Origin of the sequence: Sphingomonas sp. GlSt437, assembly GCF_048015635.2 — a bacterium.
Taxonomy (GTDB): domain Bacteria; phylum Pseudomonadota; class Alphaproteobacteria; order Sphingomonadales; family Sphingomonadaceae; genus Sphingomonas.
The window spans coordinates 100,473-113,842 of sequence record NZ_JBPGYA010000002.1 but is presented as its reverse complement, the minus strand read 5'-3'; the positions used below and the strand labels follow the sequence as shown (position 1 = coordinate 113,842).

At 64.0% G+C, this 13,370-nt stretch carries 13 protein-coding genes; 1 reads left to right on the top strand and 12 read right to left on the bottom strand.

Going from position 1 to position 13,370, the window contains the following annotated elements:
* Positions 1-59 precede the first annotated feature (59 nt).
* Entirely contained in the window at positions 60-1,538 is a 1,479-nt protein-coding gene (locus tag ACLB0R_RS10035) for a methyl-accepting chemotaxis protein (RefSeq protein WP_416643823.1), read from the top strand.
* A gap of 3 nt (positions 1,539-1,541) precedes the next feature.
* On the opposite strand, the gene ACLB0R_RS10030 is transcribed toward ACLB0R_RS10035, so the two are convergent.
* The 12 genes from ACLB0R_RS10030 to ACLB0R_RS09975 all read right to left on the bottom strand — a co-directional run bounded on the left by ACLB0R_RS10030 (position 1,542) and on the right by ACLB0R_RS09975 (position 13,316).
* The gene (locus ACLB0R_RS10030; RefSeq protein ID WP_416643824.1) at positions 1,542-2,102 is read right to left on the bottom strand and encodes a CHAP domain-containing protein; all 561 of its coding nucleotides are present in this window, start codon (positions 2,100-2,102) and stop codon (positions 1,542-1,544) included.
* Between the two features lie 48 nt (positions 2,103-2,150).
* Positions 2,151-3,041, bottom strand: a complete 891-nt coding sequence (locus ACLB0R_RS10025) for a DUF817 domain-containing protein (protein ID WP_416643825.1) — start codon at positions 3,039-3,041, stop codon at positions 2,151-2,153.
* On the bottom strand, positions 3,013-3,444 hold the full coding sequence (locus ACLB0R_RS10020) for a hypothetical protein (RefSeq protein WP_416643826.1): 432 nt from the start codon (positions 3,442-3,444) through the stop codon (positions 3,013-3,015). Before ACLB0R_RS10020 ends, ACLB0R_RS10025 begins: the two co-directional genes overlap by 29 nt.
* A 4-nt stretch (positions 3,445-3,448) precedes the next feature.
* On the bottom strand, positions 3,449-4,771 hold the full coding sequence (locus tag ACLB0R_RS10015; RefSeq protein ID WP_416643827.1) for a glycoside hydrolase family 1 protein: 1,323 nt from the start codon (positions 4,769-4,771) through the stop codon (positions 3,449-3,451).
* A gap of 28 nt (positions 4,772-4,799) precedes the next feature.
* Positions 4,800-5,798 (bottom strand): hypothetical protein, encoded by a 999-nt coding sequence (locus ACLB0R_RS10010; protein WP_416643828.1) that lies wholly within the window; start codon positions 5,796-5,798, stop codon positions 4,800-4,802.
* Positions 5,791-6,651 (bottom strand): AAA family ATPase, encoded by an 861-nt coding sequence (locus ACLB0R_RS10005; protein ID WP_416643829.1) that lies wholly within the window; start codon positions 6,649-6,651, stop codon positions 5,791-5,793. The genes ACLB0R_RS10010 and ACLB0R_RS10005 overlap by 8 nt, the downstream gene beginning before the upstream one ends.
* A gap of 96 nt (positions 6,652-6,747) precedes the next feature.
* On the bottom strand, positions 6,748-7,437 hold the full coding sequence (locus tag ACLB0R_RS10000; RefSeq protein WP_416643830.1) for a DUF6975 family protein: 690 nt from the start codon (positions 7,435-7,437) through the stop codon (positions 6,748-6,750).
* Positions 7,438-7,557: 120 nt separating this feature from the next.
* Positions 7,558-8,469 carry a hypothetical protein gene (locus ACLB0R_RS09995; RefSeq protein ID WP_416643831.1) on the bottom strand — a complete coding sequence of 304 codons (912 nt, stop codon included), beginning with the start codon at positions 8,467-8,469 and terminating at the stop codon, positions 7,558-7,560.
* Positions 8,470-8,600: 131 nt separating this feature from the next.
* Complete coding sequence (gene rpoD / locus ACLB0R_RS09990) at positions 8,601-10,634, bottom strand: RNA polymerase sigma factor RpoD (RefSeq protein ID WP_416643832.1); 2,034 nt, start codon at positions 10,632-10,634, stop codon at positions 8,601-8,603.
* Positions 10,634-12,514, bottom strand: coding sequence for a DNA primase (dnaG, locus tag ACLB0R_RS09985; RefSeq protein ID WP_416643833.1), 1,881 nt, complete (start codon positions 12,512-12,514; stop codon positions 10,634-10,636). Before dnaG ends, rpoD begins: the two co-directional genes overlap by 1 nt.
* Positions 12,511-12,840, bottom strand: a complete 330-nt coding sequence (locus ACLB0R_RS09980; RefSeq protein WP_416643834.1) for a hypothetical protein — start codon at positions 12,838-12,840, stop codon at positions 12,511-12,513. The genes dnaG and ACLB0R_RS09980 overlap by 4 nt, the downstream gene beginning before the upstream one ends.
* A gap of 20 nt (positions 12,841-12,860) precedes the next feature.
* Positions 12,861-13,316 carry a GatB/YqeY domain-containing protein gene (locus tag ACLB0R_RS09975; RefSeq protein WP_416643835.1) on the bottom strand — a complete coding sequence of 152 codons (456 nt, stop codon included), beginning with the start codon at positions 13,314-13,316 and terminating at the stop codon, positions 12,861-12,863.
* Positions 13,317-13,370 lie beyond the last annotated feature (54 nt).

Here is a 13,370-nt window from a genome sequence, read left to right as displayed (position 1 = left end):
CGACGGTTAGCCTTTGCCGATTAGGGCTGGAGGATCGGTAACGGGGATATCGTCGTTCGATGAAGAATGCCGTGGTGGTCGATTCGATGGTGCGCAGCGTGGCGCGTCGCTGCGGCTCGCTCGTTATCGATTGCGCCGATGTCGGCGGCCATGTCTCGCTGATTTCCGAGCGGATGGACCAGACCATCGCCGATCTCGACCGCTTTGATGAAGTGGCGGCGCAATTGGCGCATGATCAGGCAGGCGTCACCGCTGCGCTGGAGCGCGCGCGCGACTTGTCCGAAGAAGTGAAAGACAAGCTCAACCATGGTCGCGCGTCGATCATCGGCTCGGTGACGGGCTTTCAGGACCTGACGACGCTCGTCCAGCAGCTTGCCGACGGCATGGCGCGGATTGGCGATGCGTTGGGCCAGGTTCAACAGGTTTCGCAGCTGATCGGCGGGATTGCGCGCCAGACCAACATGCTCGCGCTCAATGCCGCGATCGAGGCGGCGCGCGCGGGGGAGGCAGGGCAGGCCTTCGCGGTGGTCGCGACCGAAGTGAAGAAGCTCGCCCAGAATACCCGAGATGCCACGGCAGCGATCGACGAAACCGTGACGCGACTGGCGCGCGAGGCCGAGCATTTTGGCACCGCGATCGAGCGTGGCGTTGCTGAAAGTGAAGTCGCTCGCGCCAATATTTCGGCGATCGAGCAGACGGTGGAGGATATCGGCTCGATCGTGACCTTGGTCGACGAGCAGACCGATGGCATCGGCCGATCGACCGAGCAGATGCAATCGAGCATCGCGGTCGTGCAGGTCGAGATGGCCGCGTCGGCGCGGTCGACGCGGCAGAACGGCGAGGCGCTGCGCGAGGCACGCCGCCGGCTGGATGGCCTGGAAAGCGCCGGCAATCTGATGCTCGACGAATTGGCCGCGAGCGGTGTCGAGATCGACGATACGCCCTATCTCGACAAGGCAATCGAAGTTGCGAAGGAAATCACCGCCCTGGTCGACAACGCCATCGCGGCGGGGCGAATCAGCGCGGACGACGTGTTCGACTTCGATTATCAGCTGATTCCGGGCACCTCGCCCGAGCAATTCTCGACGCGGTTCAATGGCTTTGCCGACGCGCATATCCGCCCGATCCTCGATCGGGTGATGACGGAGACGGCGCGCTCGATCGGCTGCGTGATCAGCGACATTACCGGCTATCTGCCGACGCACCTCTCGCTACGGTCGCAGCCGCAAGGCGCCGACCCCGAGTGGAACAACACCTGGTGCCGCAACCGGCGCAAGATGGGGCTCGACGATGCGACCCAGCGCGCCGTCGACAGCACCGCGCCCGCGATGCTCAGCTGCTACCGCATGACGCTGGGCAATAACGAATTCCTGCCGCTCAAGAATGTGTTCGTGCCGCTGTTCTTTGCCGGGCGGCGCTGGGGCAATTACGAGCTTGCTTATGTCGACGACATGTCGGCCGCGAATGGCATCGATGCGCGCGCGCTCGAGCGTAGCCTGGCGTCGATGCGATCCATGAGCGAACGCAAAGCCGCCTGAGATTTAGCGGTAAGCGTCGATCAGGGCGCCGACTTCGTCCGGCTGCTCGCCGGTCAGTTCGGGATTGGCCCGCGCGCGCGGCGTGCCGTTGATCGCCGCCGGGTAGATGAAGCCGTAGATCGGGTAAGTGGTCGATCCGAGCCCGTCCATGTCGCGGTACCAGACTTTCACTTCGCTCCAGTCATTGTCGGGCGAGGTGTCGGTGAGCGTCACATCCTGCTCGACATGGCCACGCTCGCCATTCACGTGCGACCAATTGGCGTGAGTGACCATCACGACGCGCGGATCAACGACCTGGCTCACTACGGCGACATGGCCGAGCGGGAGGCGTGGCGTTCGGGCGAACACGATCACCGCGCCGCGCCGGGGGATATAGCCGCGCTGATAATGACCTTCGGCCTTGTCCCACCACGTCCAGGCATCGCCGAAAATCTGAATGCCGGAGGCAGCGCGGGCAAAGGGCACGCATTCGCCGACATAATCGAGCAGCGATTGCGCCGTGGCCGGTGCGGCGGCGGCCAGCGCTGTGGCGAGCGTGAGGGAAAGCAGGAAGCGACCGCGCATCGTTGATCAATGCCATCGTGCCCTTCGCCAAAGCGTTGGTGCCTATCGTTAATCGCGCGATAACCCGGCGTCGGGCGGTTGCGGGCGCTGCACCAGCGATACAAGGACGAAGGAGATGATCATCAACAAATACCAGGCACCAATCTTGCCGATCGGCACCAGCGACCACGCATCCGCCTGACCCGGATAGCGCCAGCTGTGGGAGAAGGTGCCGATATTCTCGGCAAACCAGATGAACAGCGCGACGAGCAGCCAGCCGAGCAGCAGCGGCATCCAGCGCGGCATGGCGACGGGCGCGAAATAGATTCGGGTTCGCGCGAATAGCAGGATCGTCAGCGCGAACAAGCCAAGCCGGATGTCGGGCAGCCAATGATGCGCGAAGAAATTCACGTAGATCGCGGCCGCCAGCGCAACGGTCGCCCAACGCGGCGGATAACGAGTGAAGCGGAAATCGAAGATCCGCCACACCCGCGCGATATAGCTGCCGACTGCTGCATACATGAAGCCGCTGAACAGCGGCACCGCGCCGATCTTGAGGACGCCGGGCTCGGGGTAAAGCCACGAGCCATGCGCGGTCTTGAACAGCTCCATCACCGTGCCGACGATGTGGAAGGCGAGGATGACCACGGCTTCGCGGCGGCTTTCCAGGCGGAAGGCGAGCATAAGGACTTGGATGACGACCGCGCAGATCGTCAGGAAATCGTAGCGCGCGAGCGGGGCGCCGGCGGGGTAAAGGAAATGGGTGGCGAGGAGCAGCGCCAGCATTAAGGCGCCGAACAGGCACGCCCAGCCCTGCTTGAAGACGAACACCGCGAACTCGTAGAGCACTGCCGGCGCGCCGCTGGTCGGCCGCGCGGCCTCCAGTGCCGCGCGGACTCGCGCGAAGCGCGTCGCGCCGGGGGAGCGGGGCTCAGGCCGCAAGGGCGGGGGCTGGCCCATCCTCGTCATTAGCCGCGCGGATCGTCGTCGCGCCGGACCGGTCGCGGCGCTGGCGACGGCGCGGCTGCCAGCGCGAGACGACAAGCCGCAGCTGCGCCACGATCGGCTTCAGGCGGATGATCGACGCCGCCAGCACCGTCGCGGCGATCGCATCGGCGAAGCTCGCGACATCCCACATCAAGATTAGCCCGGCATCGAGCGGCCCGAAGGCGGCGAGCAACTCGCCGGCAGTCAACATGACGAGCAGGATCAGCACCACGAAGATCAGGTGGCGCCGGTCGAGCTTGTTGAGATAGCCGGCGATCGGCCGGACCAGCCAGCGATCGACAAGGCGGCTGATGAACGCATCGGGCGAGAGCCTGATGCCGATGATCGCGATCAGTGCGAGGGCGAGGGCGATCATGCGCTCAAATCCTGCCGGCGCGAGCAATGGCGCCGAGATGGAAGGCGCTTGGCTTCGGCGTGCGCTTGAAGGTCGTACGATCGACCGAGACCAGCCCGAAGCGCTGCTTGTAACCGAACACCCACTCGAAATTGTCGATCAGCGACCAATGGATATAGCCGCGCACATCGATGCCGTCGACGATACACGCACGGACGCCGGCGAGCGCCCGGTCGATATAGGCGATGCGGCGGGTGTCGTCGTCGGTGCCGATGCCGTTTTCGGTGACGAAGATCGGCCGCTTGATGTGCGTCGCCGCCCAGCGGATCGTCGCGGCGAGCGCTTCCGGGTAGAACTCATAGCCCGCCGCAGTCAGCTCCGCGCCCTTGGGCGGTGGCAGCAAGCCATCGGCGCCGACGCGCAGCCGGGTATAGGTCTGGACGCCGACGAAATCCGCTGTCTGCGCCTCGCCGACCCAGGGGCCGTAGAGCGCGGCCTCAACCTCGGCCGCCTTGTTGCCGGCGCCTTCGCCCTGGATCTCGGTCATGCTGATCGTGACGCCGACGGGGAGCGCGCCGCGCGCCGCCTTGATCGCTTTCACGGCCTCGCGGTGCGCGGCGACCTTGTTGGCCTCGCTCTTGTCGAGATCGGCGAACAGTACCGAGGCGAAGCGGTCCGATCCCGATGCCTTGGCGCATGCCGCCAGCATCTTCTCGACCAGCGGTTTGAACAGCTTGGCCTCGGGCCGCAGCTGCACGACGCGCGCGACGTTCGCCTCGTTGAAGGTCGAGGCGAGGTGCATCAAGTCGCCGCAATGCCGCGTCAGCCGATCGGCGAAGCGACCGAACAGGGCAGGGCTGTCGGGATGCTCGAACCCGCCCATCGCCGCGAACCAGCGCGGCACCGTCCAATGGCTATAAGTGACAACCGGGGCGAGGCCATGTGCGTGGCACGCCTCCAGCACGTTACGATAATGATCGAGTTCGGCGATGCTGAACCGGCCCGGTTCGGGCTCGATCCGCGCCCATTCGATGCCGAAGCGGTGGGTGTTGAAGCCGAGCTTCGCCGCCAGCGCGATATCCTCTGCATAGCGATGATAGGCATCGCACGCATCGAGCGAGGGCTCCTGGAACAATGTCGGCTTGACGTTCTCGGCCAGCCAGAAGTCCGAATTGACGTTGTTGCCCTCGATCTGGTGCGCGGCGGTGGCGGTGCCCCACAGGAAGCCCTTGGGGAGGGGCTTGGCGGCTTTGGGCGCTGCACACGCGGCCGGCGCAATCGTGGCGACGGCAAGCCCGGCGGCACCGCCGATCAGGGTGCGTCGGGATAGGTCGGGCGTCTGGGTCATCGTTTCCTCCTCCTGACGCCTGCTGAGATCAATCTATTTGAGCGCGGCGTTCGGCCAAAATATCCTTTAACCTCGGTACCAGCTTGTTATTGAGCGCCGCGATTTCACCCAAGAGAAGTTCGTGCTGGTCATGCCAGCCTTGTAAACTATCCTTTATCGCTGATCGGCCAAACTGAATGTGGAACGCCGTCCCTTTGTCATTCCCAAGCCAATTTAGCGGAGCATTGAACAGCGACTGAATTTCGGATTCGCTTTCCCGCAGGCGGGACCAAGAATAAGCCCCGTCTTCTCCATATAAGGACATTCCAGCCTGAATAAATTGGCTTTTCCCCTGGCTTCGATATGCCCAGAGATAGGCAACAGAGCCTAGACCGACCGGAATCCAATATTGTCCCTGCCGAAGCGGTTTCGTTACCTGACGGATCGGCAGGTCGGCATTTGTTAAACGCTCTTGAAAGGCTGCCCAGTATTCTTCGTTGTCGCCGCTGGCAACACCGACAACATCTCCTGTCGCAGTTGATGTAGTGACGACGCGCGACCAGGCGTTAGGCTTTGCGACCACGTCAAAGAGCGGTGCGGGGTCGCTGTTACCTATCTTTACCGCTCTCACCTCCACACCAAAAAAAGCATATCCCTCGTTCGTGACTCGATTAAGCCAATCGACGGCGGCCCGGTGTTCATCGCAGATTTGGGCGGCTATCCATACGCAGATCCGGGCATCAAAGTGCTGTGCGTAAGTAAGCACTTGGCCAAGATGGCGGTGGTCGGCCTTATCGAGTTGATTTTCTATCACGACCTTGTGGTCGGTGCCGATGATTTGGGCAATGACGTCTGCTGCAAACGGCCCGACCGAAGCTTGTGTCTGTACCACTTCCAGACCGGGGGAAAGACCAAGCGCGTCGGCCAGAAATTGAAGATTATCTGGCTGCGTCAGCCACGGATCGAACGAATGTGGCTCCGAAGTCCATATCGTCTTTATATCAACGCTTTGCAGGCGACCCAGCGTTGGTACGACGTGATTAACCATTCGGGCGGGACCCCGAGCGTTTCGCCATGAAGGCGAGCCGCTCGAACAGCATGATGTCCTGCTCGTTCTTGAGCAAGGCGCCATGCAGCGGCGGGATCGCCTTGGTCGGATCGCGGTTCTGCAACACCTCGAGCGGCATGTCTTCGTTGAGCAGCAGCTTCAGCCAGTCGAGCAATTCGCTGGTCGAGGGCTTTTTCTTGAGGCCCGGCACATCGCGCACGTCGTAGAAGATATCCATCGCCTTGCTGACCAGCATCTTCTGGATGCCAGGGAAGTGGACGTCGATGATCGCCTGCATCGTCTCGCGATCGGGGAATTTGATGTAGTGGAAGAAGCAGCGGCGCAGGAACGCGTCAGGCAATTCCTTCTCGTTGTTGCTGGTGATGACGACGATCGGACGTTCGGCAGCCTTCACCGTCGCCTTGGTCTCGTAGACATGGAATTCCATCCGATCGAGCTCCTGGAGCAGATCGTTGGGGAACTCGATATCGGCCTTGTCGATTTCGTCGATCAGCAGCACCGGGACCTGGGGGCTGGTGAACGCCTCCCACAACTTGCCCTTGCGGATATAGTTCGAAATGTCGTGGACGCGCTCGTCGCCCAGCTGGCCATCGCGCAGGCGAGCGACCGCGTCATATTCATACAAGCCTTGCTGCGCCTTGGTGGTCGATTTGATGTTCCACTCGATCAGCGGCGCGCCGGTCGCCTTGGCGATTTCATGCGCGAGGACGGTCTTGCCGGTGCCGGGCTCGCCTTTCACCAGCAGCGGGCGGCGCAGTGTGACGGCGGCATTGACCGCGACCTTCAAATCATCGGTCGCGACATAATCGCTGGTGCCTTCGAAACGCTGCATCCGCCACCTTCATGAAATTCGAATATCGGGTTTGCGGAATAGAAGGATAATCGGGCGAAGCGCAAGCGCTTGTCGCCGGCGCGGTCTGCGATGATTTTAGAGATCGCCGCGTGCGGAGGCGCGGCTCTCGATCAGGCCCCATAACGCGCGATGTTGAGCGAGGACCTGCTGGACGGCAAACGCGACGGCACGCTCGACTGAAGGCGAGGGACTGGCGCCGGCGATCTGGCCGGTCGCGTGGTCGGGCGACGGCAGCGCGGATTGGGTAACGGGAACGCCGAAGCGCTCAGCCGCAGTATCCAGCACCGCGCGGATCGCCGGCCAATCGAGCATGATGCCAAGCGCCGCGCCGGTGGCGCAGCCATTGCGGTCCGATCCGCCGAGCATATCGAGCGCGTGGCGCTGTGCCGCGACCGCCGTTTCGCTCTCCGCCTGGCCCGGCGTTGACGGCATCGGCCCCACGGCCGAGACGAGTCGCGCGAGATAGCCGCGCTCGGCTGCAAAAGCTTCGGCCGCAAGGGAGAGCCAGTCGCGCATCTCGCCAGCCTCGGCGCGCACCGCGGCGTGATCGATCACCCCCGGGTGACGGCCATGAAGCAGGCCGATCATGTGGACGGCATCGGCAATCAGGCGCGCCGGCGTGCGCATCGGCGTGCGCGGGCGGAGCAATGTGGCGACGAGCGGGTGCCGGGCGCTGCCATCGGCATCGGCCAGCGCAGACACGGTTGCCCAGCAACCGCTTGCCACTGCCTTATCGCCGAACTCCACCGCCATGCCGTTTGCCATGCCCCGTCCGTCGCGTTGGTCTTGCCGGCCAATCCGGCAGAAACGCGCTTATTCGACAGGGGCTTATACGAACGACGTAAAGACGGGGTTTATGCGCGCTTAAGCCTCTCTCAACGGCTGTCAGGCGCTTGGCGGTGTCGCGACGATGACCGCGGTCATGCCATTGATCGCGCTGCCAAAGCTGAGCGGGGCCATCGCCACGGTCACCCCCAACGCCTCGCCCCGATTGACCAGCAGAGTTGCGCTGACCAGCTGGGTATGGCGGCGGCTGATCACCGCATCCATCGCTTCGGCAATGCGGGCGCGGCTGGCGGTGTCGAACAGCGAGACGAAGCTCGCATTGGCGAGCGCGGGTTCGCCCAAGCCGGTCAGCGATTGCAGGGCGTCGGCGGCGTCGACCAGATTGCCCTGAACATCGACCGTTGCACTCGCAACCGTCGCCACCGCCTTCATTGCGCGCTCGATCGCTTGCAGCCGCCCTTGCGTCGCGACCAGTTCCTCCTCGTGCGTCAGGTCAACGACGCGGAGCAGCGTGCTGCCCCCGAGCGGCGCGATTTCGACCTCAAACTCGCGGTCGGGATGGCGGGCCGTCGTGACCGACAGCGTCGTCGGCTCGCCGCTTTGCCGGGTGCGCAGCAGAGCGCTGTGAAGCTGCGCCGCCGAGCCCGGCGCCAGGAGCCGGTCAATAGCCGCGCCGACGCGCGCCTCGGCGCCGAAGCGCACCCGCGCCGGCAAGCTCAGCCCGGTGATCTCGCCAAGCGCGTCAACGACAATCAACGTATCCGCGGTGATATCGAGCAAGGCGGCAATCGTGCTCCGCCGATCATGCTGGTGCGCCGAGTCGTGCGGCCGGCAAAGCACATCCATCAAGTCGACCGAGGTCAGCACATGGCGCGGCCGACCGCGATGCATGATGTAGACCGGTGCGCGTGCCGCGCGCTCCTGCCAGACGCCGAAATGGCGAACGAGATCGGACGAGGTGACGATCTGCGCTTCTGCAGGGTCGGCGGCGAGAGAGGTCGTGCTGTTCATACCCCGACTAAACGGGTGCTCGCCGCGCCACGCAATGGGATGACGCCGTTCCGGTGGAGGTTTTGAGGCCTGCCTCGCTTATTCACTCCATTTTGGAGTAAACTCTCAAAGCCACCGCAGAACGCGGACCCTCACTGATCGAGGAACGACCGCATCTTGCGGCTGCGGCTCGGGTGCTTGAGCTTCCTCAGCGCCTTGGCCTCGATCTGGCGGATGCGCTCGCGCGTCACGCTGAACTGCTGGCCGACTTCCTCGAGCGTGTGATCAGTGTTCATGCCGATGCCGAAGCGCATGCGCAGCACGCGCTCCTCGCGCGGGGTGAGGCTGGCGAGCACGCGGGTGACGGTTTCCTTGAGGTTCGCCTGGATCGCCGCATCGACCGGGATCACCGCGTTCTTGTCCTCGATGAAGTCACCCAGGTGCGAATCCTCCTCGTCGCCGATCGGCGTTTCGAGGCTGATCGGCTCCTTGGCGATCTTCATCACCTTGCGGACCTTCTCGAGCGGCATGGAGAGCCGCTCGGCCATTTCCTCGGGCGTCGGCTCGCGGCCCTGCTCGTGCAGGAACTGGCGGCTGGTGCGCACCAGCTTGTTGATCGTCTCGATCATGTGGACCGGGATGCGGATGGTGCGCGCCTGGTCAGCGATCGAGCGGGTGATCGCCTGGCGGATCCACCACGTCGCATAGGTGCTGAACTTGTAGCCGCGGCGATATTCGAACTTATCGACCGCCTTCATCAGGCCGATATTGCCCTCCTGGATCAGGTCGAGGAACTGCAGGCCGCGATTGGTGTATTTCTTGGCGATCGAGATGACGAGGCGCAGATTGGCCTCGACCATCTCGGTCTTGGCGATGCGGGCCTCGCGCTCGCCTTTCTGCACCATGTTGACGATGCGGCGGAATTCGCCGAGCGACATGCCGGTTTGCTGCGCGATCTCGGCAATCTCGGCGCGGATGCGCTCGACCGCGTCGGCTTCGGCGTTGACGAAGGCTGCCCATTTCTTGTCGAGCCCGCCGACCGTCGCCAGCCAATTCTCGTCAAGCTCATGGCCGACATAACGGTCGAGAAAATCCTTGCGGTTGACCTTGTGGCGCTCGGCAAGCCGCAGCATCTGGCCGCCCAGCGCGGTCAGGCGCCGGTTGTACGAATAGAGCTGGTCGACGAGATATTCGATCTTCGACTGGTGGAACTGGACGCTCTCGACCTCGGCGGTCAGGTCCTCGCGCAGCTTCTGGTATTTGCGCTCTTCGGCTGCCGACAAATCGGCACCGCCCGACATCGCATCGAGCCGCTGCTCCTGCGTCTTGGCGAATTTGCGGTAGATCGAGGTGATGTTGGCGAAGCGCTCGAGCGCCTGGGGCTTCAGCTGCTCTTCCATCTGCGCGAGGCTGAGCGTGTTGTCTTCGTCATCATCGTCGGACGGACGCGGCGTGCGCCGCTCGGTCATCGACTCCTCGTCGTCCTCGGCGTCGGCGGGCGCTTCCTCAGGCTCTTCCTCTTCCTTGAACGAAGGGCCGGCATTCTTTTCGGAAATCTCGCCGTCGCCCTCCTCGTCATCGGTCAGGCTCTCGGGCGCGGGATCCTTGGAGAGCATCGCTTCCAGGTCCATGATCTCGCGCAGCTGCATCGTGCCTTCGTTGAGCGCGTTCGACCAGGCGATGATCGCGTTGAAGGTGAGCGGGCTTTCGCACAGCCCGAGGATCATTGTATCGCGGCCGGCCTCGATGCGCTTGGCGATGGCGATCTCGCCTTCGCGGCTCAAAAGCTCGACCGCGCCCATTTCGCGCAGATACATGCGCACCGGATCGTCGGTGCGATCGACGGTTTCCTTCTTCTTGGTCTCGATGGACGGCACCGTCTCGTCGGCGGCGTCGGGCGAATCGACCTCGTCGTCGCTTTGCTCCTCCGCGTCGCCGTCTTCGCCGGCATCCTCATTCTCGACGACGTTGACGCCCATTTCGTTGAGCGCCGACATGATGTCTTCGATCTGATCGGTCGACATCTGGTCCTGCGGCAGCATTTCATTGAGCTGGTCGACGGTGATGTAGCCGCGCTTTTTGGCGCGGGCGATCAGCTTCTTGATCGTCGCGTCATTGAGGTCGATGAGCGGGGCGTCGCCACCTTCAATCGGTTCGTCGCCCTCGCTGCCGTTCACCTTCGCCATCAATTGCCCTCGGTACCTAGAATTTTTGCGTCTTCGTTCGACTGGACCAGATTTGCAAGCCGTGTCTTCAATGCTTCCGACTCGCGGACCAAAGCCACTTGCCGCGCGAACGCCGCATCGGAGAAACCCTGAGCGAGCGCCGCGGTTGCATCGGCCAGGGCCGCATCGACCTCAGGCCGCGCAACCAGGATCGCAATCGCTTCATCGAGATCGGCGCGAACCCGGTCGGGATCGGCCATTGCCTTGTTGAACGTATATGCGGTCGCATCGGCCCGAAGCAGCTCCGCCGCAATCTGATCGAATCCGGAAAGTCCCAATATGGTAACGAGGCGCGCGCTATCAAGCGCCCGATCTTCGAGCGCGACATCGATGACGGCGGCGAATAGCCGACCAAGCGCGCCGCCTGCCATCCGCAACGAGCCGAGCACCTCGACATGCCGCGCGATTTCGGCGGGATGGCGGATGAGGCCGGCGAGCACTGCCTTGGCCAGCACCGGGTCGATGCCGGCGGCACGAATGCCTTGCGCGGCGGGGTGATCACCGCCGGCTGGCGGTGGCGGTGCCCAGCGTTCGCCGGGGCGGCGAGGGGTGAACGGACGACGCTCGGCCGTGGCGCGGGGCGGGGCGGCGAAATGCGCGTCGAAGCGCTGGCGGAAGTCGCTCAGATATTCGGCGCGGACCGACGGATCGGCGATGCTTTTGGCAAGATCACTCAGCCGGCGTTTGAGCCCGGCACGCTCCTCGGGCGTGGTGAGGGGGGCGGCGGCGAGCTCATACTGCCACAGCCGCTCGACCAAAGGCTGTGTTTCTTTGAGCGCGCCGTCCATCGCTTGCGGACCCTTGACGCGGATCAGGTCATCGGGGTCCATGCCGCCGGGGAGTGTGACGAATTGCAGCGAACGGCCCGGCCCCAGCAGCGGCAGCGCGCGGTGAGCGGCGCGGATCGCCGCTTTCTGGCCAGCGCCGTCGCCGTCGAAGCACAGGATCGGCACGTCGGCGAGCCGCCACAGCCGCTCGAGCTGCGCCTCGGTCAGCGCGGTGCCGAGCGGCGCGACTGCCTCGCCAAAGCCCGCCTGGGCCAGCGCGATCACGTCCATATAGCCTTCGACGACGATGACGCGCCCGGCCTTGCGGCTGGCGGCGGCGGCGCGATCGAGATTGTAGAGCGTGCGGCCCTTGTCGAACAACGGCGTGTCGGGCGAGTTGAGATATTTGGGCTCGCCATCCCCGATCACCCGCCCGCCGAACGCGATTACCCGCCCGCGGGGATCGCGGATCGGGATCATCAGCCGGCCACGGAAGCGGTCATAAGGCTCCTTGTCGTCGACCTGGATCAGCAGCCCGGCCTCGACGAGCAGCGCGTCGCCATAATCCTTCAGCGCCGCGCGCAGCTTGCCGCGCGCATCGGGCGCATAGCCCATGCCGAACGCGCGCGCGGTTTCCGCCGTGATGCCGCGTTTCTCGAGCAGCGCCCGCGCTTCCGCACCCGCCAGGCCGTTCAGCTGCTCGCCGAACCAGCGCGCGGCGTCTTCCATCGCCTCGTAAAGCCCCTTGGCGCGCTCGGCTTTTTCTGCGGCGCGTTTGTCGGGCGCGGGCACCTCCATGCCGGCGGATGCGGCGAGCTCCTTCACCGCATCCATGAACGGCAGCCCGCGCTGATCGGTCATCCAGCGGATCGCATCGCCATGCGCCGAGCAGCCGAAGCAATGATAAAAGCCCTTCTCGTCATTCACGTAGAAGCTCGGCGTCTTCTCGTTATGGAACGGACAGCAGCCCTTATATTCGCGCCCCGCTTTGGTGAGCTTCATCGACTTGCCGACGAGCGCGGAGAGCAAGGTGCGCGCGCGGAGTTCGTCGAGGAATTGCGGCGTTAAGGTCACGCGACCGGCGCCCGCTCGAAGATCGTTTCCATGTTGGTCGCGAATGCCGGAAACATCACGCGCAGCATCCATTCGGGGCTGATCGACAAGGCGCGGTTCATCGCCTCGGTAAAGTCCAGATAGCCCGGCATTTCCTCATCGACCTCGATCGCGAAATCGGCCGTTTCGAAGGCAAGGCACATTCTGTCCACAGTCATCATATCGCGCTTGAACGCGACCACCCGGACAATATCGCGCCAGGCGATCGCCATCGATTGCGTCCCCTTGCGCAGTTCGAAACCGTCAGCGCTCGCGGCAAGCGTGATCGGCTGGCGCCAAGCCTTCATCCAGCGCGACCACCACGCCATCACCCCGCCAGCGCCGCCTTCACCAGCGCGCTTGCCTTGCTCATGTCGAGCTGCGTCGCATGCCGCGCTTTCAGCTCGGCCATCACCCGGCCCATGTCCTTCATGCCGCTCGCGCCGAGCTCGCCTTTGATCGCCTCGATCGCCGCGCGGGTTTCGTCGTCGCTCAGCGTCTGGGGCAGGAAGCGCTCGATCACCGCAACTTCCGCTGCTTCAGCGTCGGCAAGTTCCTGGCGGCCGCCCTTCACATAGAGCTCAATCGATTCGCGGCGCTTCTTCACCATCTTCTGCAGTACCTCGACGACCACGGCGTCATCGTCGGCGGGCGCGCTACCGGTGCGCAGTTCGATGTCGCGGTTCTTGATCTCGCTCTGGATCAGGCGGATGGCGGCCGTGGTCGCCTTGTCGCCGCCCTTCATGGCGGTGACGAGCGCGGTCTTGATGTCGTCGCGAATCATTGCTTGCCCCAAATGGTGATCGGCCAAGATAGTCGCCGCTCGCCCGTTTTAACA

Coding starts and splice junctions, on each gene's coding strand:
- ACLB0R_RS10000 (WP_416643830.1), bottom strand. CDS start 7,437: ATGGCAAACGGCATGGCGGTGGAGTTCGGCGATAAGGCAGTGGCAAGC.
- ACLB0R_RS09975 (WP_416643835.1), bottom strand. CDS start 13,316: ATGATTCGCGACGACATCAAGACCGCGCTCGTCACCGCCATGAAGGGC.
- ACLB0R_RS10005 (WP_416643829.1), bottom strand. CDS start 6,651: ATGCAGCGTTTCGAAGGCACCAGCGATTATGTCGCGACCGATGATTTG.
- ACLB0R_RS10025 (WP_416643825.1), bottom strand. CDS start 3,041: ATGGGCCAGCCCCCGCCCTTGCGGCCTGAGCCCCGCTCCCCCGGCGCG.
- ACLB0R_RS10010 (WP_416643828.1), bottom strand. CDS start 5,798: ATGGTTAATCACGTCGTACCAACGCTGGGTCGCCTGCAAAGCGTTGAT.
- ACLB0R_RS10035 (WP_416643823.1), top strand. CDS start 60: ATGAAGAATGCCGTGGTGGTCGATTCGATGGTGCGCAGCGTGGCGCGT.
- ACLB0R_RS10020 (WP_416643826.1), bottom strand. CDS start 3,444: ATGATCGCCCTCGCCCTCGCACTGATCGCGATCATCGGCATCAGGCTC.
- ACLB0R_RS10015 (WP_416643827.1), bottom strand. CDS start 4,771: ATGACCCAGACGCCCGACCTATCCCGACGCACCCTGATCGGCGGTGCC.
- ACLB0R_RS09995 (WP_416643831.1), bottom strand. CDS start 8,469: ATGAACAGCACGACCTCTCTCGCCGCCGACCCTGCAGAAGCGCAGATC.
- ACLB0R_RS10030 (WP_416643824.1), bottom strand. CDS start 2,102: ATGCGCGGTCGCTTCCTGCTTTCCCTCACGCTCGCCACAGCGCTGGCC.
- rpoD (WP_416643832.1), bottom strand. CDS start 10,634: ATGGCGAAGGTGAACGGCAGCGAGGGCGACGAACCGATTGAAGGTGGC.
- ACLB0R_RS09980 (WP_416643834.1), bottom strand. CDS start 12,840: ATGAAGGCTTGGCGCCAGCCGATCACGCTTGCCGCGAGCGCTGACGGT.